17 protein-coding genes are annotated in these 17,486 nt (G+C 55.0%); 5 read left to right on the plus strand and 12 right to left on the minus strand.

Annotated features, from left to right (window positions below; all coding sequences use genetic code 11):
• Nucleotides 1–6: 6 nt before the first annotated feature.
• The 5 genes from uhpB to ivbL all read right to left on the minus strand — a co-directional run bounded on the left by uhpB (nt 7) and on the right by ivbL (nt 4,361).
• The gene (gene uhpB / locus OGV80_RS08300; RefSeq protein WP_087052852.1) at nt 7–1,509 is read right to left on the minus strand and encodes a signal transduction histidine-protein kinase/phosphatase UhpB; all 1,503 of its coding nucleotides are present in this window, start codon (nt 1,507–1,509) and stop codon (nt 7–9) included.
• Complete coding sequence (uhpA, locus tag OGV80_RS08305) at nt 1,506–2,099, minus strand: response regulator transcription factor UhpA (protein WP_043018787.1); 594 nt, start codon at nt 2,097–2,099, stop codon at nt 1,506–1,508. Before uhpA ends, uhpB begins: the two co-directional genes overlap by 4 nt.
• 73 nt (nt 2,100–2,172) lie before the next feature.
• Nucleotides 2,173–2,463, minus strand: a complete 291-nt coding sequence (gene ilvN / locus OGV80_RS08310; RefSeq protein WP_003023914.1) for an acetolactate synthase small subunit — start codon at nt 2,461–2,463, stop codon at nt 2,173–2,175.
• A 3-nt stretch (nt 2,464–2,466) separates the two neighbouring features.
• A complete protein-coding gene (gene ilvB / locus OGV80_RS08315; protein WP_286514494.1) occupies nt 2,467–4,155 on the minus strand; it encodes an acetolactate synthase large subunit in 1,689 nt (562 codons plus the stop codon).
• 107 nt (nt 4,156–4,262) lie between these two features.
• On the minus strand, nt 4,263–4,361 hold the full coding sequence (gene ivbL / locus OGV80_RS08320; RefSeq protein ID WP_003827118.1) for an ilvB operon leader peptide IvbL: 99 nt from the start codon (nt 4,359–4,361) through the stop codon (nt 4,263–4,265).
• A 521-nt stretch (nt 4,362–4,882) separates the two neighbouring features.
• Between ivbL and tisB the strand changes: the two genes are divergently transcribed.
• The 3 genes from tisB (at nt 4,883) to emrD (ending at nt 7,306) form a co-directional block, all read left to right on the plus strand.
• The gene (gene tisB, locus OGV80_RS08325; protein WP_003840643.1) at nt 4,883–4,972 is read left to right on the plus strand and encodes a type I toxin-antitoxin system toxin TisB; all 90 of its coding nucleotides are present in this window, start codon (nt 4,883–4,885) and stop codon (nt 4,970–4,972) included.
• Between the two features lie 123 nt (nt 4,973–5,095).
• The gene (locus OGV80_RS08330) at nt 5,096–5,929 is read left to right on the plus strand and encodes an EamA family transporter (RefSeq protein ID WP_047407739.1); all 834 of its coding nucleotides are present in this window, start codon (nt 5,096–5,098) and stop codon (nt 5,927–5,929) included.
• Nucleotides 5,930–6,121: 192 nt separating this feature from the next.
• Nucleotides 6,122–7,306: a multidrug efflux MFS transporter EmrD gene (emrD, locus tag OGV80_RS08335; RefSeq protein WP_043018791.1), complete on the plus strand. Its 1,185-nt coding sequence runs from the start codon at nt 6,122–6,124 to the stop codon at nt 7,304–7,306.
• On the opposite strand, the gene OGV80_RS08340 is transcribed toward emrD, so the two are convergent.
• Together OGV80_RS08340 and dsdC are read right to left on the minus strand one after the other, a co-directional pair.
• On the minus strand, nt 7,233–8,315 hold the full coding sequence (locus tag OGV80_RS08340) for a cellulase family glycosylhydrolase (RefSeq protein ID WP_181634701.1): 1,083 nt from the start codon (nt 8,313–8,315) through the stop codon (nt 7,233–7,235). The genes emrD and OGV80_RS08340 overlap by 74 nt on opposite strands.
• A gap of 78 nt (nt 8,316–8,393) precedes the next feature.
• Entirely contained in the window at nt 8,394–9,320 is a 927-nt protein-coding gene (dsdC, locus tag OGV80_RS08345) for a DNA-binding transcriptional regulator DsdC (protein ID WP_043018793.1), read from the minus strand.
• 229 nt (nt 9,321–9,549) lie between these two features.
• On the opposite strand from dsdC, the gene dsdX reads away from it, so the two are divergent.
• A complete protein-coding gene (dsdX, locus tag OGV80_RS08350) occupies nt 9,550–10,887 on the plus strand; it encodes a D-serine transporter DsdX (protein ID WP_043018794.1) in 1,338 nt (445 codons plus the stop codon).
• 17 nt (nt 10,888–10,904) lie between these two features.
• The gene (gene dsdA / locus OGV80_RS08355; RefSeq protein WP_043018795.1) at nt 10,905–12,227 is read left to right on the plus strand and encodes a D-serine ammonia-lyase; all 1,323 of its coding nucleotides are present in this window, start codon (nt 10,905–10,907) and stop codon (nt 12,225–12,227) included.
• A 12-nt stretch (nt 12,228–12,239) separates the two neighbouring features.
• On the opposite strand, the gene OGV80_RS08360 is transcribed toward dsdA, so the two are convergent.
• The 5 genes from OGV80_RS08360 to OGV80_RS08380 form a co-directional block, all read right to left on the minus strand.
• Nucleotides 12,240–13,352, minus strand: coding sequence for an anaerobic sulfatase maturase (locus OGV80_RS08360; RefSeq protein WP_286514496.1), 1,113 nt, complete (start codon nt 13,350–13,352; stop codon nt 12,240–12,242).
• Complete coding sequence (locus OGV80_RS08365) at nt 13,349–13,711, minus strand: DUF202 domain-containing protein (RefSeq protein ID WP_043018797.1); 363 nt, start codon at nt 13,709–13,711, stop codon at nt 13,349–13,351. Before OGV80_RS08365 ends, OGV80_RS08360 begins: the two co-directional genes overlap by 4 nt.
• Nucleotides 13,701–14,048 carry a YidH family protein gene (locus OGV80_RS08370; protein ID WP_042311462.1) on the minus strand — a complete coding sequence of 116 codons (348 nt, stop codon included), beginning with the start codon at nt 14,046–14,048 and terminating at the stop codon, nt 13,701–13,703. Before OGV80_RS08370 ends, OGV80_RS08365 begins: the two co-directional genes overlap by 11 nt.
• Before the next feature lie 98 nt (nt 14,049–14,146).
• Complete coding sequence (locus OGV80_RS08375; RefSeq protein WP_286514497.1) at nt 14,147–15,640, minus strand: sulfatase-like hydrolase/transferase; 1,494 nt, start codon at nt 15,638–15,640, stop codon at nt 14,147–14,149.
• Nucleotides 15,637–17,352 carry a solute:sodium symporter family transporter gene (locus tag OGV80_RS08380; RefSeq protein WP_286514498.1) on the minus strand — a complete coding sequence of 572 codons (1,716 nt, stop codon included), beginning with the start codon at nt 17,350–17,352 and terminating at the stop codon, nt 15,637–15,639. Before OGV80_RS08380 ends, OGV80_RS08375 begins: the two co-directional genes overlap by 4 nt.
• Nucleotides 17,353–17,486: the final 134 nt, after the last annotated feature.

A 17,486-nucleotide genomic window follows, 5' to 3' on the forward strand; every position in this document is an offset into this window, starting at 1 on the left:
TGCGCCTTACACATATCGCTGGGGTAACGACACGCTGACACGCGTGCCGTGCGTACAGGAAATCGTGAGCTTACCGCCGAGGGCGCTAATGCGTTCACGCATCCCCGTAAGGCCAAATCCCTGCTGATTCGACCCCGGCGGCAGGCCGCTGCCGTCGTCCTCAATCACCAGCATCAACCGTTCATCCTGTTGCCAGCCCTGAAGCGTCACCGCGCTGGCGTTGGCGTGCTTCACGATGTTGTTCAGCCCTTCCTGACAAACGCGAAACAGCGTTACGCGCTGGCTTTCGCTGAGCACAGATTCATCAATTCGCCAGTCGAGATGGCTGACGATGCCGCGGCTTTCCAGCTCCATTTCGCGCATCAGTGAGCGGATGGCCTGCTCCAGCGTGAGATCGTCCAGTTGGCGCGGTCGCAGACGGCCTAACAGGCGACGCACCGAATCGTACACGCCGAGAGAAAGTTGTTCGATATGCGCCCCACTGCGCTTCACCCCTGCGTTTTCCGGGGCCAGGCGCTGGACAATACCCGCCTGCGTGCGAATGGCGGTGATGGTCTGCCCGATATCGTCGTGCAGTTCGCGCGCCACATCCCGGCGCACGCTCTCTTCGGTCTCCAGCAGGCGTTCAGCCAGACGGTGGTTGCGCGCTAATTCGTTTTGCAGCGACTGGTTAAGCTCGCGCAGACGCTGAATGCCCGCGCCGAGCAGTAGCCCGGTCAGGCTTTGCGCCAGCAGCGAGAGCAGTAAATCGACGGGATGATCGTGCCAGGTCTGGCTGGCAATCAGCGCGATGGCGTTCATTAGCGTCGCAATCAGCGCCCCCTGCCAGCCATAGTGCCAGGCGAGCGCAATGATCGGCAACGCGAGGCAAAACGGCGTGAAGCGTGACAATTCATCCGGCAGGCCAAGCTGCAACCACAGACTGACGCTAAACAGCAGCAGATACCAGACCAGGTGCCGCCCGCGCCAGTTCACAGGCTGCGACACCACCGCCGGGCCCAGCGGCAGCCAGGTCGTGCTGGTCAGATAGTGCCAGAACACCAGGCAGATCGGCGCCAGCGTTAATCCGCCGGTGAGCGTCAGCAACAGCGCGTTCCACGCCTCTTCGCCTTGCCCAATCCAGGGCAACGATTGTAGCAATGCCGCCGCCGTCAGCGCCGCGCCCTGCAACAGCAGCGTGCGCCAGTCGCGCTGATGGCGGTATCGCGAAATCAGCATCACCGGGAGTAGCGTGAGGGCGCTTCCGATCATCAAAAGTGGCAAATGGGCCAGCGCCACTTCCTGTGTCAGCCAGAAAAGAAGCAGCCATTCCGCGCCCAGCAGCACCGGCCAGTAGCCGCGCGGACATTGCAGCATCAGCCCCAGTCGCAGGCCAAACGGAAACAGCAGCACCGCCAGTTCCGGGCGCTCAACCAGATGCAGGCTGATGCTCCACAGGCAAAACCACGCGGCTGAGAAAATAAAAAAGCAGGCAACAACGGTGATTAACCGGGAACAGAGCGTGTTCATTGCCAGCCGTCAAACATCCGGCGAGCCAGTTCCACGTCGTTGCTGACGTCGAGCTTTTCCATCAGGTTGGCGCGATGCACATGTACCGTCTTCGGAGACAGCCCCAGCTCGGCGGCAATCTCTTTCACCGCCATGCCTTGCGCCAGTTTTTCCGCCACCTGACGTTCGCGTTTAGTCAGCGGATCCTGACGACCGGCCGCCAGTTTGACGGCGATGTCCGGCGTCAAATAGCAACCACCGGTCGCCACGGTATGCACCGCCGCGATCAGCTCATCCGGGCTGCAGCGTTTAGAAAGGAAACCACGTGCGCCCGCGTTCAGTGCCTGCTCCACCAGCGCCGGGCTGTCATGGACGGAGAGCATGATAATCGCCATTCCCTTTGGCAACTGACTCAACAGTTCAAGGCCGGAGATATCGGGCATCGAGATATCACAGATACACACCTGCACGCCGCGTCCCGGTAATCCCGCCAACGCCTCGCTGCCTGAGCCAAACTCAGCCACAACCTGCAAATCAGGTTCCAGCCCCAGCAGTTGGGCAAAGCCGGAGCGAACGATAGTGTGGTCGTCGATAAGGGCGATGGTGATCATGGGTTTGTCCTGGCGGATAAAAAAACGCGCTTACCTTAACGATAAGCGCGTGGCTGTTCAAGTCTTGAGCGAACTACTCAAAGAACACGGTGATTTTGTTAAACATCGACGGGTCGGACTGGTTGCGGGCCACTTTCACCACATCTTCCAGCTTGTCTATCTGGCTTATCATCTGCTCCAGACGTTGATCGTCGTTGACCAGTAGCCATATGCGGCTCTTATCGCTGTCCTGAATCGGTAGACAGAGAATGCCTTCCACGTTGAAAGCGCGGCGGGCAAACAGCCCGCAGACGTGGGTCATTACGCCCGGATGGTTGCGCACGGTGAGTTCCAGGATTACGTTGTCATGAGTCTGCTGTTGCATGGCTTATTCCCCCACCATTTCTGTGTTTGCCGCACCCGGCGGCACCATCGGGTACACTTTTTGTTCGGCATCAATGCGCACGTGAATCAGCGCAGGTCCAGGGCGATTAATAATTTTCTGCAACGCTGCCTGCGGATCCGCCTCGTTATTCAGATCGCAGGTTTCGAGACCAAACCCGGCGGCTATCTGCATAAAGTTAATCATCCCCGGATAGGTCGCCGCAAAAACGCCCTGCTTATAAAACAAACTTTGCTGCTGATACACCAGACCCAACGCTTCGTTATTCATCAGGATAATTTTAATATCCAGCTGATTTTCGCTGGCGGTCGCCATTTCCTGAATATTCATCATCAGGCTGCCGTCACCAGAAAAGCACAGCACTTTTTTGTCCGGGTTGGCCAGCGCCGCGCCAATTGCCGCCGGCAGACCAAAGCCCATGGTTCCCAGACCGCCGGAGGTCAACCACTGACGCGGACGATTCAGCGGGTAAGCCTGTGCCGCCCACATCTGATGCTGGCCTACATCGGTGGTGATAATGGCGCTGTCATCCACGCAGGCAGCCACGGCGTTGATCAATCCATAGTGGCTGAGCGGGTCGCGTTCCTGCGGAATAGTGCAAGGGAATTCGCGTTGTAAATCGGCCACCATTTGATGCCACGGCTCTCGCGGCTGCGCGTCAATTAATGGGATCAATTGCGCCAGAACCTCATCGACATCAGCCTGAATCGCCACGTGCGGCTGTTTGATTTTACCCAGCTCCGCGCGGTCGATATCCACATGGATGATTTTAGCGTTCGGGCAGAACTGCTCGGTTTTACCAATCGCCCGGTCATCAAAACGTGCGCCCAGAACAATCAGTAAATCCGCTTCTTGCAGAATAAAGTTGGTGCTGCGCGCGCCGTGCATGCCCAGCATACCTAACGACAGCGGATGCGCTTTCGGCAGTATACCGAGCGCCATTAAGGTCATGGTGGTAGGCAGCGTCGCTTTTTCTGCCAGTTCACGCACGCGCTCAGGCGCGTTAATCACGCCGCCGCCGAGGTACAGCACCGGGCGCTGTGCAGCGTTAATCATGGCTGCGGCATCGCGAATGCTGTCCTGGCTGAACGCTGGCGCCGCCATTTTCTGCGCGGGCTCCGGCATCTCTTCAATATCAAAAACGGCAGTTTGAATATCCTTAGGAATGTCTATCCACACCGGGCCTGGACGTCCGGACTGCGCAATGCGGAACGCATCGCTCATAACCTGGGGTAATTCACTGATATGGCGGACCAGATAGTTGTGCTTAGTGATGGGGATAGAGATGCCGTAGGTGTCGACTTCCTGGAAGGCGTCGGTACCGATCATCGAAGCCGGAACCTGCCCGGTGATACACACCAACGGGATGGAATCCAGACGCGCGTCGGCAATGGCGGTTACCAGGTTGGTTGCGCCCGGTCCGCTGCAGGCCATACAGACGGCGGGTTTGCCATCGGTTCGCGCCATTCCCTGCGCGATAAACCCTGCGCCCTGCTCGTGGCGCGCCAGGATATGACGGATTTGCGTGCTTTGGCTTAAGGCGTCATAGACGGGAAGAATCGATCCGCCGGGAATACCGGTAACAACCTGAATGCCCTGGCGTTCCAGGAAATAAACGATGAATTCTGCGCCCGTAAAACGCGTACGCTTGGATGTTATGCCCGAACTTGCCATGCTCCAGTCCTTTTATTCTGGGCCTTTGCTCCGGGCAGGTCTCTGAAACGAAAAACCCCGCCCGGTTTGCGCCGGCGGGGTTTTGGAATCGTGTGTTGATTCGGACCCTACGGCGCATTGCCGACGACCACCACCACACGCACGACGACCGCTGCGCGAGATGGCGCAGTTTTTAGTAGGGTCGCAGTCAGCATGGAAGGGTTCATTAGGGACCTGTCTGTTTGTTGATTAACTGGATTTATACAAACACAGGTTTTTCAGCGTGACAATGGAAAAATTTTCATCTGCATAAAAATGCGTCAACGATCACATTTCACAGGTCCTGGCCGAAAAACAAAAAACCCCGCCGGAGCGAGGTTTTTTCAGCGCTGTGCGGTTGGTAGCCGCCGAACACACTGTGTTATGTCAACGAAAAAAGTATACGCGTTCTGCGAAGAACACGCAATTTCGGCACGAATTTTGATGGTTTTGAGTATGGGACATGAATGGCGTAACGTCCATAAAATACTGTTAATTTATACAGTATTTATCTATAATGTCTCGGTACGCAATGTGTTATACGGGGGCCGCATCGTAAACCGGCGCATCAAAGTCCTGGCTGAAACGGGTGGTGCCGTCAGCGCCTTAACCCCCGTGTGAGCACACTGTGTTATGTCAACAAAGGTGCTGGCAACAGGCAGCGGCGAGGTACGTCAGCACCGTGCTCCTTGTACCAAAAGGAGAGCGTATGAGCCTCGTGGATATCGCTATTCTTATCCTCAAACTCATTGTTGCAGCACTGCAACTCCTTGATGCCGTTCTGAAATACATTAAGTAATTCAGATTCAAGTCGCACCAAAGGGGGGCGGGTAACACTCCGCTCCCCTTTCACCTTCTCCCTGGTGCTTGTGTCGCGCCAATATGTTACGTTTTTATGACATTCTCAGGGAAGAATTCCACCATGACGCTTTCTGTTTTCTGCATTTTGCTGTTCGCCGCGCTGCTGCACGCCAGCTGGAACGCCATCGTCAAAGCTGGAAACGATAAACTGTATTCGGCGATCGGCGTTAGCGGCTCAGCAGCGATTATGGCATTGATCTGCTTACCCTTCGCGCCTCAACCTTCCGCCGCCAGCCTGCCGTTTTTGGCCGTCTCAACCGCGCTACAAGTGGTGTATACGGTCCTGGTCGCCAAAACCTATCAGGTTTCGGATATGAGCCAGACCTATCCGTTAATGCGCGGTACAGCGCCGCTGCTGGTCGCAATTATCAGCGTTCTGTTCCTTGGGGATAGTCTGTCTATGCTGGCGTGGGTGGGGATTGCCACGATCTGTCTGGCCATTCTCGGTATGGCATTTAACGGACGCAGCAGCTCGCAACGCGGGATCGTACTGGCGCTCATTAATGCCTGTTTTATCGCCGGTTACACGCTGGTTGATGGCACCGGCGTACGCTTATCAGAAACCGCGCTGGGTTATACGCTGTGGACCTTCTTTCTGAACGGCTCCTGCCTGCTCACCTGGGCGATGATCGCCAGGCGCCGGGAAGCGTCGCGCTATCTGGTGCAGCAGTGGAAGAAAGGTATTCTTGGCGGGATTGGCACGATGGGTTCTTACGGTCTGGCGCTATGGGCCATGACCCAGGCTCCGTTGGCTGTGGTCGCGGCGCTGCGTGAAACCTCCATTCTGTTTGGCGCTCTGCTCGCGTGGTTGCTGCTGAAAGAAAAGGTTGCCGGAATACGTCTTGTCGCGGCCGCAGGCATTGCCGTAGGCGCGGTATTACTACGTTTGTCTTGATCGTGCTGTAACCCGATGCAATCCGGCAACATTTGTTGCCGCTTTTTGTTTACATTTCCTGCCGTCCCCCCCCTAAACATTCCAGCCTACTATCTGGCCTTCTTTTTCTGTTGTGGTAGATTCCACGCGCATTTACGGGAAAGTGCAGCACCTTATTCTTATTTTTTCTCTTTTTTAAAAGTAATCAGCGAAATGAAAAGGCATAGAAGCGTCAATTTGTTGTTGATGTTGGTATTACTGGTGGCGGTAGGTCAGATGGCGCAAACCATTTATATCCCCGCAATTGCTGATATGGCGCGTGAACTGAACGTTCGCGAAGGGGCGGTGCAAAGTGTGATGGCCGCCTACCTGTTGACCTACGGCCTGTCACAACTGTTTTACGGCCCGCTTTCCGATCGCGTTGGCCGCCGCCCGGTGATCCTCGCCGGAATGTCTATTTTTATGCTGGCCACGCTGGTCGCGATTACCACTCACAGCCTGACGGTACTGATTATCGCCAGTGCAATTCAGGGGATGGGAACGGGCGTCGGCGGTGTGATGGCGAGAACCTTACCGCGCGATCTGTACGAAGGCTCGCAGTTGCGCCACGCGAATAGTTTGTTAAACATGGGGATTCTGGTCAGCCCACTGCTGGCGCCATTGATTGGCGGCATGCTGGATACCCTGTGGAACTGGCGCGCGTGCTACATCTTCCTGTTGGTTCTGTGCGCGGGCGTCACGTTTAGCATGGCGCGCTGGATGCCGGAAACGCGCCCTGCAGGTGCCCCGCGCCCACGGCTTATCGCCAGCTATAAAACGCTGTTTGGCAACAGCGCTTTCACCTGTTACGTGCTGATGCTGATCGGTGGTCTGGCAGGCGTTGCGGTCTTCGAAGCCTGCTCCGGGGTATTGTTGGGCGCACGGCTCGGTCTGAGCAGTATGGTGGTCAGTATCCTGTTTATTCTGCCCATCCCGGCGGCGTTTTTCGGCGCCTGGTTCGCCGGTCGCCCGAACAAGCGTTTCTCGACGCTGATGTGGCAGTCGGTTATCTGCTGTCTGGTCGCCGGTTTGATGATGTGGATCCCTGGGCTGTTCGACGTGATGAACGTCTGGACGCTGCTGGTTCCCGCCGCGCTGTTTTTCTTCGGTGCCGGGATGCTGTTTCCGCTGGCAACCAGCGGCGCAATGGAACCTTTCCCGTTCCTGGCAGGCACAGCCGGCGCGCTGGTCGGGGGATTACAAAACATTGGTTCCGGCGTGCTGGCGTGGTTCTCTGCCATGCTGCCGCAGACCGGGCAAGCCAGTCTGGGGTTGTTGATGACCCTTATGGGGCTGCTGATTTTTGTTTGCTGGATTCCACTGGCGTCACGCGTGTCGCATCAGGGACAGGCGGTTTAAGCGTATGATGGCCCGGCTTATCGCCGGGCTTTTCGCATTCAGGCGCGATCATCGTCGTCAGCAGCGGCTCCAGCGTCGGACGCCAGGCACCCTCCTCGCCATCATAGAACTGCGTATCCGCATTGATAGCATAGGGAATTTTCGCTTTTTTCAGCTCGCACGCCATAAAGCGGGCAAACGCCATTTGTGAGGCTGAAGGCGCGTTCCTGATGGTTTCTCCTGGCGACCAGCCTCCTACCCAACTGACATGACCAGTTTTCTGCTGCCAATGAACGGCGGTATTGATGCGGGCGCGAATAGCGGCCTTTTCTGCCGCAGTCCCTGAGGTCCACGGGTATTTGCCGTTATTTTTCAGCGGTCCCCACGGAAAAATATGCCATTGGGCCAGCACGGTATTCTGACTTTGCGGCGGCAGTTTCAGGTTAAGCAAATCTTCCGGTGCAGCACGCAGTCGCGGCGCGATGAAAATCATCCGCTGCGGGTCGATGGCATGGATGTTACGAATGGTTTTATCATACACCCGATTGAGCGACGCCTGATTATGGTTGAGCTTATCAGAGGGTTCAAATATCAGGTCGAAACCCAGCAACGGCGAGCTTTGACCAAAGTAATGCGCCACCGCCACCCACCAGTTAACCACCTCTTTTTCGTTACCGGCGCTGGGGTCTTTTTTATATTCGTCAGCCTGATAGGCGATTATCGGGATCACGCCATACTGCTCACAGGCTTCCACCAGTTTACGCAAGTGTATAAGCCGCGCCTCCGTGGGCTCTCCCGCCACGCGAATGCGCACGTGGGTCAACCCTTTCGCCTTAAAATCCCGCACCACCAGCGGATCGAATTCACGTATACCCCGATCGGTGCGCGCCCAGTCTACGTCCATCCCAACGCCAAGCTGCTGCGCATACTGCGCCGCCGTCAGCGCAGGTTGCGTGGCATATACGGTGGCGCTGGCTAACAGCAAAAGGGAAACAATCGGCTTTAACACGGTCGTCCTTACGCAAATCATCAGGAGTGATATCACGTATTTAGCATGCTTTTTCACTTTCCGTGTAGAGAGAAAGCGTAAAAAAAATTCGCGACCTGCCTAATTAACCTGCTCCTGTAGCCAGCCAATAAACGCCTCGATTTTCGGCCACTGCCTGCCGGGCAGCGTGGTGATGTAGTAGTGCTGATGGCATTTCAGCGCCATATCGCCAAAAGGCGCGACCAGCTCTCCGCTGTCGAGACGTTTTTGCACCAGCCGCCTTCGGCCCATCGCCACGCCGATATGGTTCATTGCCGCAATGACCGCTAAATCAGAGCGATCGAAACCAATTCCCGACGATGTCGGCAGGTTTGCTGCAAAATGCTGCGCCCAGCTGTGCCATTCATCGGTCCCGGAATCGTTACTCCACGCCTGTCTGTCGTGCAGCAGCGTACAGTGCGGCAGATTCACCAGCGATCCGGTAAGGTCATGGCGTCGAGCGTAGTCCGGGCTGCATACCGGCAGGATCTCTTCATCCATCAGGAAGTGATGGGTGAGTTGCGCGGAAGGCGCGTCGTCAAAATAGATAGCCAGATCGACCCCGGCACGCTGCAGATTGACGTTGTCATTGCCGGTCAGGATAGTCAGTGAAATTGCCGGGTAACGGCGGGTAAAATCACCGAGCGCCGGAACCAGCCAGCACTGAGCGATAGAGGGCCGCGAGTAGACGGTGAGCGTCCCCGAGAGCTCCTGATTCTTGATATCAAGAATTTCCTGGTTGAGCGTGTCCAGCGACGATTTCAGCGCCCAAAAAACCCTTTTGCCTTCGTGGGTGAGTTCCACTTTGCGGTGCGAGCGGACAAACAGTTGGATGCCTAACTCCTCTTCCAGCTGATTAATCCGATGGCTGACGGCGCTGGGACTTAATGACAGCTCGTCTGCTGCCAGCGCAAACGACTGATGCCGCGCAGCCACTTCAAAAGTATACAGTTTTGACAACTGCCAGCCATTGAGCAGACGATTTCTGACCTCGCGTACGGGATCCATACTCACCTCTTGTCCTCCTGATTCATTCGCCGGAGTGTAAAAAAGTTCGCTGCAAAAATCAGCATAAAGATGAATCAAAGTGAACCATATCGCAAAAACCAGACGCAATTAGACGTAAATCACTCATTTGATTCAATCTGGCTCATGTGAAAGGGGATTTATATCGTTTGTCAGACCCTGCCTTATTTTTGTCCAATACCCCTATATTAATCACAGGGCAAGGTGAGCTATGCACTCTCAAATCTGGGTTGTGAGCACGCTGCTGATAAGCATCGTGTTAATCGTTTTGACCATCGTGAAGTTCAAATTCCACCCGTTTCTGGCGCTGCTGTTAGCCAGCTTCTTCGTGGGTACGATGATGGGTATGGGGCCGCTGGATATGGTCAATGCCATTGAGAGTGGCATCGGCGGTACGCTAGGCTTCCTCGCCGCGGTTATCGGCCTTGGAACCATTCTGGGCAAAATGATGGAAGTCTCAGGCGCGGCCGAACGCATCGGACTGACGCTGCAGCGCTGCCGTTGGCTTTCCGCTGACGTCATTATGGTACTGGTCGGACTGATATGCGGGATCACACTGTTTGTTGAAGTCGGCGTGGTGCTGTTGATTCCACTGGCTTTTTCGATTGCCAAAAAGACCAATACATCACTCCTGAAGCTGGCGATTCCGCTGTGTACGGCGCTGATGGCAGTACACTGCGTCGTGCCGCCGCATCCGGCCGCCCTGTTCGTGGCGAATAAGCTGGGTGCGGACATTGGTACCGTGATTGTTTACGGTTTACTGGTCGGTTTGATGGCCTCACTGATCGGCGGTCCGCTGTACCTGAAATTCCTCGGTAACCGTCTGCCGTTTAAACCGGTTCCGGCTGAATTTTCCGACCTCAAAGTGCGCGACGAAAGTACACTGCCGTCGCTGGGCGCTACGCTGTTTACCGTTCTGCTGCCGATTGCCCTGATGCTGGTAAAAACCGTCGCAGAGCTGAACATGGCGAAAGGCAGCACGGTGTATACGCTGCTGGAGTTTATCGGTAACCCGATCACCGCGATGTTTATTGCCGTTTTCGTGGCCTACTACATTCTCGGTCTGCGTCAGCATATCGGCATGGGGGCGCTACTGACCCACACCGAAAACGGTTTTGGCTCGATTGCTAACATTTTGCTGATTATCGGCGCAGGCGGCGCATTCAACGCTATCCTCAAGAGCAGCGGGCTGGCGGATACCCTCGCACTGATCCTCTCAAACATGCACATGCACCCGATTCTGCTGGCCTGGCTGGTGGCGTTAATCCTGCATGCCGCAGTGGGCTCCGCCACGGTGGCGATGATGGGGGCGACGGCTATCGTGGCACCGATGCTGCCGCTCTATCCTAACGTTAGCCCGGAGATCATCGCCATTGCCATCGGCTCCGGCGCTATTGGCTGCACGATCGTGACCGATTCCCTCTTCTGGCTGGTGAAGCAGTACTGCGGCGCCACCCTGAATGAGACGTTCAAATACTATACGACCGCGACATTTATCGCGTCCGTGATTGCACTGGTTTGCACATTCCTGCTTTCCTTTATTATTTAAACGCAAAGAGACTGACTATGGAAAATATTCAAACACTTATCGCCCAGTATCCTTTAGTGGAAGACCTGGTCGCTCTCAAGGAGACGACCTGGTTTAACCCTGGCACCACCTCTCTTGCGGAAGGTTTACCGTACGTTGGCCTGACCGAGCACGATGTTCAGGATGCCCATGCTCGTCTGACGCGCTTCGCGCCGTATCTGGCGCAGGCATTCCCGGAAACCGCAGCCACCGGCGGCATTATCGAATCCGAGCTGGCCGCGATCCCGGCGATGCAAAAACGGCTGGTAAAAGAGTACGGGCAGCCTATCCGCGGAGAAATCCTGCTGAAGAAGGACAGCCATCTGCCGATTTCCGGCTCAATTAAAGCGCGTGGTGGTATTTATGAAGTGCTGACACACGCGGAAAAACTGGCGCTGGAAGCCGGTCTGCTGACCACACAAGACGATTACAGCATTCTGCTTTCACCTGAGTTCAAACAGTTCTTCAGCCAGTACAGCATCGCGGTAGGCTCCACCGGCAACCTCGGCATGTCGATTGGCATTATGAGCGCCTGTATCGGCTTTAAGGTGACGGTGCATATGTCTGCCGACGCTCGCGCGTGGAAAAAAGCCAAACTGCGCAGTCACGGCGTGACGGTAGTGGAGTATGAAGAAGATTACGGCGTGGCGGTTGAGCAGGGTCGTAAGGCGGCAGAATCCGATCCGAACTGTTTCTTTATCGATGATGAAAATTCCCGCACGCTGTTTTTAGGCTATGCGGTCGCGGGCCAGCGTCTGAAGGCGCAGTTTGCCCAGCAAGGACGCGTGGTGGATGCCGACCATCCGCTGTTTGTTTACCTGCCGTGCGGCGTCGGTGGTGGTCCTGGCGGCGTGGCGTTTGGCCTGAAGCTGGCCTTCGGCGACAACGTGCACTGCTTCTTCGCCGAACCGACCCACTCCCCCTGCATGCTGCTGGGGATTTATACCGGGCTGCACGATACGATTTCCGTGCAGGATATCGGCATCGATAACCTGACGGCGGCGGATGGGCTGGCGGTAGGTCGTGCGTCCGGCTTTGTTGGCCGGGCGATGGAACGTCTGCTCGACGGTCTGTACACCCTGGACGATCAGACGATGTACGACATGCTGGGCTGGCTGGCGCAGGAAGAAGGCATTCGCCTTGAGCCGTCGGCGCTGGCCGGGATGGCCGGTCCGCAACGCGTATGCGCCTCTGCTGACTATCAGCAGATGCACGGCTTCAGCGCAGAGCAGCTCAATAACGCCACCCACCTGGTGTGGGCGACCGGCGGCGGCATGGTACCTGAAGAAGAAATGGCGCAGTATCTGGCCAAAGGGCGTTAAACGTTGCTGACCTTAACGCAGCATCGCCATCAGTTCCATCGGTGAGCGATGTTGCTTAAGCAGGTCACGCATCACGCGCATATGCGGCGCGGTATGGTTGAAGAAAGCGCTGTACCCGCCGCAAATCGCACTTTTTCCACTGCTGTCGCGATGCTTTGGACAATCACCATGGCAAAAGCGTAACAACGAACACGCCTGACATTCCGCACTCAGCGTGGCCTTCTTGGAGTGACCAAATTCCGTTGCCTGCGGGCTGGCATTGAGCTCACTCAGCGACGTGTGATGAATATTACCCAGGCGAAAATCAGGGTAGACATAGTGATCGCATTGATACAGATCGCCATTCGCTTCCAGAGCAAACGCATGCCCGCAAGTGGAGCTTAGCGAACACATCTGCGCCGGATGCCCGCACCATACGCCCAGGGTTGAATCAAATAACTGGACGAATACGCGACCAATATCTTCTCTGACCCAGATATCAAAGACGGAATTCAGGAAGGTTCCCCATGCCTGCGGCGGGACAGATTCGGCGGTAAGCTCGCCTTTTTCATAATATTCAACCAGCGGAATGAACTGCAAAAACGGCGTGCCAAGCTGGCGAAGGTAGTGATACATCAACCCGGGCCGCTGACTGTTCAGAGAATTAACCACCACCAGCAGATTGAACTCCACCTGATGCTTACGCAGCCTGGCAATGGCGTCCACCACCTTATGGTGAGTCGGTTTTCCACTACGGTTAACGCGATACGCATCGTGCAACTCGGCAGGGCCATCCAGGGAAATCCCAACCAGCCAGCCGTTTTCACGTAAAAACTGACACCATTCGTCGTTGAGCAAAATCCCGTTGGTCTGGAAAGCATTATGGATTTGCTTCCCTTGCCCGTACTGTTTTTGCAAGGTCACTACGCGGCGAAAAAAGTCGATACCACAAAGGGTTGGCTCTCCACCCTGCCAGGCGAACATCACTTCAGACCCCGGCTGCGCGGCAATATGCTGGCGAATAAACGTCTCTAAGGTGGCATCATCCATTTCGGGTTGAGTGGGCTTATCAATGTAAAAACAGTAACGACAATCAAGGTTACAACGAGAGCTGGCCGGCTTGGCCATGACCTGACATCCTGTCATGCTAAATTCCCGATAAATGCAATAAGTTGGCGAACATGCGTTACAGCAAACAGTATTGCGAGGGATAACACCGCGAGGGAGATCATAAATTTGTCACGCACCGCGCGAGATTCAGAAAAATCACTATGCGTAACATCCATCAGGGTACGACTACGGGTATAGCGCCAAAGTACGATGGCCACCATCGCCAGCACCACAATTGAAACCCAAAACAGAAATCCCGCCTGATGCCAGTTGTGCTTCAGCGCCAGCGCCATTAGCGCGCCATAGCCCAGCAGCGTACGAAACCAGGCCAGCGATGTTCGCTCCGGTTGTAATCCCGGGTCGGCGATACGTCGCGACTTACGGCTATCCGGCATACAGTACCAGTCCCATGACAATCACCGCGACGATCATCAAAATCAGGCTGATGATTAACAGGCTATGGGTATACGGCAAATCCTCTTTCAGACGCATTGCCCTCTCATTACGCAGCCAGCGCAGGTAACCATAAATCGCCAGGCCACCGGCAAACAGACACAGTAACAGCGCCAAAAGCTCACGAATGACCGGCGTGGCGAAATCCGGAGCCAGTTGGTCAAGACCAACGCCCGCCGCCAGAAATCCCAGCGCGGTACGGATCCACGCCAGAAAGGTACGTTCATTTGCCAGCGAGAAGCGATAATCCGGGGCTTCTCCAAGGCGGGAAATCTTCATCCAAACTCCTCTGGCTGTCATTGCCGGATGGCGGCTAACGCCTTATCCGGCCTACAGGTAAGTGCAAATATGGGTATTTGCGTCAGGTGGCATTGTAGTCAGAACTTCTGCTTTTTCTCCTCCATTTTTACGCCCTGGGTTGGTAAACCGGTGTCGTAATCGCGTACCACCGGAGAATAGCCATCTTGCGGGCGTGGGCGGAAAGCGCCCATCCAGCGCGGTACGGCGTCCGGACGCCACGGACGCAAACTCCACTGGTAGGTACGGAACGGGTCGCGGATTTTATCCATATAGTCCAACAGAGCATCGTGCATCTGGCAGCGAACGTCGGCCAATTGTGGCGAATCTATCAGGTTGTGTAGCTCATCGGGATCGTTTCGTCTGTCGTAAAGCTCATCGCTGGTAAACAGATTCAGCACCAGCTTCCAGTCGTCTGTCACCCAGCAGCGTACCGGAATAAATCCGCCAAAACTGTCATGTTCAATCTCATAACGGTTGAACTCCACCATCACGCCGCGTGGCTTTTCAATGTTAAGGATGTTTTCACCCGGCAGGATTTGTGGCTGCTCAATGCCCGCCAGCGCCATCATCGTCGGCAGCAGATCGATATGACTGACCGGCGTGTCTACCTGCATCGGTTCTCCCTGCGGCGGGCGCATAATCAGCGGAATTCGCGTGATGTCGTCATACATCGCCGCCCCCTTACTGATGAGCTTATGCGCTCCCATCATCTCACCGTGATCGGAGGTATAAATAACCCAGGTATTCTCCCGCTGTTCTGGCGTTAAGGCATCAATCACCCGGCCAATCTGATCGTCAACAAAATCGTTGCAGGCAAAATAGAGTGGATGGTGATAGCGTCCGTCTTCACCCACCGGAGACGGCATCGCTTGCGACCACAGGCGATGATGCTCAGGCTTATCGCACAGAGTATCCTGCGCTTTCGCGCCCAGATCGTAGTAAAAGTCCTGATATTTCTGCAGATACTCCACCGGACAGGTAAACGGGTGATGCGGCTCGTCGTAGGAAATCACCATCAGGAAGGGATCATCGTTACGCGCTGGCTGGTGGAGGAAATCGACCGCCCGGTTGCTGATACGATGCGCCCAGGTGAAGGTTTTGTCGATATTGTTGGCCAGCAAATCCTCCACGCTGTTCAGACCGTTACGCCACAAACCGATCTCTTTATCCGTCAGTTCTGCCAGGTAATTGGCCCCGTCATACCAGTAGTCGGCATCCCACTCGGGTGGACACTCGCCGGTACCAAAGTAATCATGCCCGTCGAGATGCCACTTGCCGATGTAGCAGGTGTGATAGCCCGCATCCTTGAAGTAGCGCCCCATGGTGGAAATGTTTTTCCCCGGCGCGACGTTATTGGTCCACGGACCAGACTGGTTGGCATAAATACCGGTAAACAACCCCGCGCGGGCCGGGGTGCAGACCGGTGAGCAGGTATAAGCGGAATTGAAGCGAATACCTTCCGCCGCCAGACTATCAATATTATTGGTATTCAGCGGCTTACCACTGTAGCAACCGACCATATTGGTTGCCTGAGTATCGGTCATAATGAACAGAAAATTAGGGCGGGTCATGCTTTATCCTTAGCGTCAGAGACACAGTGTTCAGTAGAGATACGCCGCGACTGCCAACTGCTGAAAATCAGGTATATCACTACTGCTGCCGTGATGACGTAGCTGAAGATTGTCAGCCAACGAGAGTTGTAACCACCAAACTGCGCCAGACCAGAATAAACGCCAATCATCGCAAACAGGACGCCAACAGAGGCGATCTTCGCGTTTTTCCACGGCTTCATGTCGACCGCGAAAGCATCATGGAATTTAAACGGCGTGGCACGCGGCTTGATAACACCGATAGCCAGCATGACCACCACGTTGATGCAGAAGGTACAGGCCAGCACGTAGAGGAAGTGGAACTCGAATTTCACCAGATAGTTGATGGTGATGTAGCTGACGATACCCAGCCCCATCGCAACCTTCGCCGCCAACGCCGGGATGCGGGGGAAAAAGAAGCCCATAATAACGATGGTCACCAATGGTACGTTGTAAATGCCGTTGAGTTGTTTCATCCAGCTGTAAAGCCCCTGTGGCGCATACGCAATCCACGGCGCAACCAGCACAGAAATAACCGCGACGATAAAACCAAAGCGACGTCCCACGCTGACCAGTTTATCGGGGCTGGCCTGCTCGTTAATCAGTCGACGATAAATACCGAGGCTGAAGAGTGTCGAGGCGCTGTTGAGAAAACCGCAAAACGCGCTGATGATCGCGCCGAACAATACGGCGCTGAAAAAGCCAATCAGCGGCAACGGCATGACTTTGTTTACCAGCGCCGGGTAAGCCATATCCGCTTTTGGGAGATCCTGGAAAAGGTGAAAGGCGATAACGCCAGGCAATACCAGAATCAGCGGATCCAGCATCTTCAACACTGCCGTCAATAAGGCCCCTTTCTGTCCCTCCGATAAGCTTTTTGACGCCAGCGTACGTTGAACAATTCCCTGGTTCGTACACCAGTAGAAGGTATTCACCAGAATAAGCCCGGTCAGCGCCGCGCCGATCGGTACCGGGTCGTTACTCCCGCCAATCGAATTCAACATCTGGCTGTGATCCTGCGTTAAGCGCGTAATCCCTTCGCTCAGGCTGCCTTTACCCATTGCCATCAGGCCAAACAGTGGCACCATCAGACCGCCAATCACCAGACCGATACCGTTAATCACATCGGCAATAGCGATGGCACGCATCCCACCGACCACGGCGTACAAAATACCACTAATCCCCAATACCACCGCCATCAACCAAATTGCCGTATGCTGGGAAATATCAAAGGTTTCAGTAACATGAAACATACTGTTAAAGGCAAGCGCGCCGGAATACAAAATGATCGGCAGAAAACAAATCCCCGTGGCAATTAAAAAACAGCAGTCGATGATAATGCGGGTCGTTTTGTCATAACGCTCCTCAATAAAGTCCGGAATAGTAGCAATGCCGCGCTGCAGATAACGCGGCAAAAAAATCAGCGCCAGAAAAATGAGCGGGATCGCTGAGATAACTTCCCATGCCATTACCGACATTCCACTGCGGTAAGCCTGGCCGGTTAACCCTACCAGTTGTTCCGTCGAGAGATTCGTTAGCATCAGCGACGCAGCAATAACCGGCGCTTTTAGCGATCGCCCCGCCAGAAAATATCCTTGTTGCGATCCGGTATCCGCTTTCCGTAACTTCCACCAGGTGATTACCGCCACCAGCAGCGTAAAACCCACAAAGCTTAGAATTTGTAGCGTATTCATCTCATAGCCCTTTTTATCATTATGTCCCGGCAGCGGTAGGGAAAATCGGAGGTATTACGCACCGGGTCAGGCAGTCAGATTTCTTAAAATAAAAACGTCATATCCCTGAACGGATTTTTTCTGTTAAGTTCAGG

It is taken from the genome of Citrobacter sp. Ce119 (assembly GCF_030334525.1).
Lineage (GTDB): Bacteria > Pseudomonadota > Gammaproteobacteria > Enterobacterales > Enterobacteriaceae > Citrobacter > Citrobacter europaeus.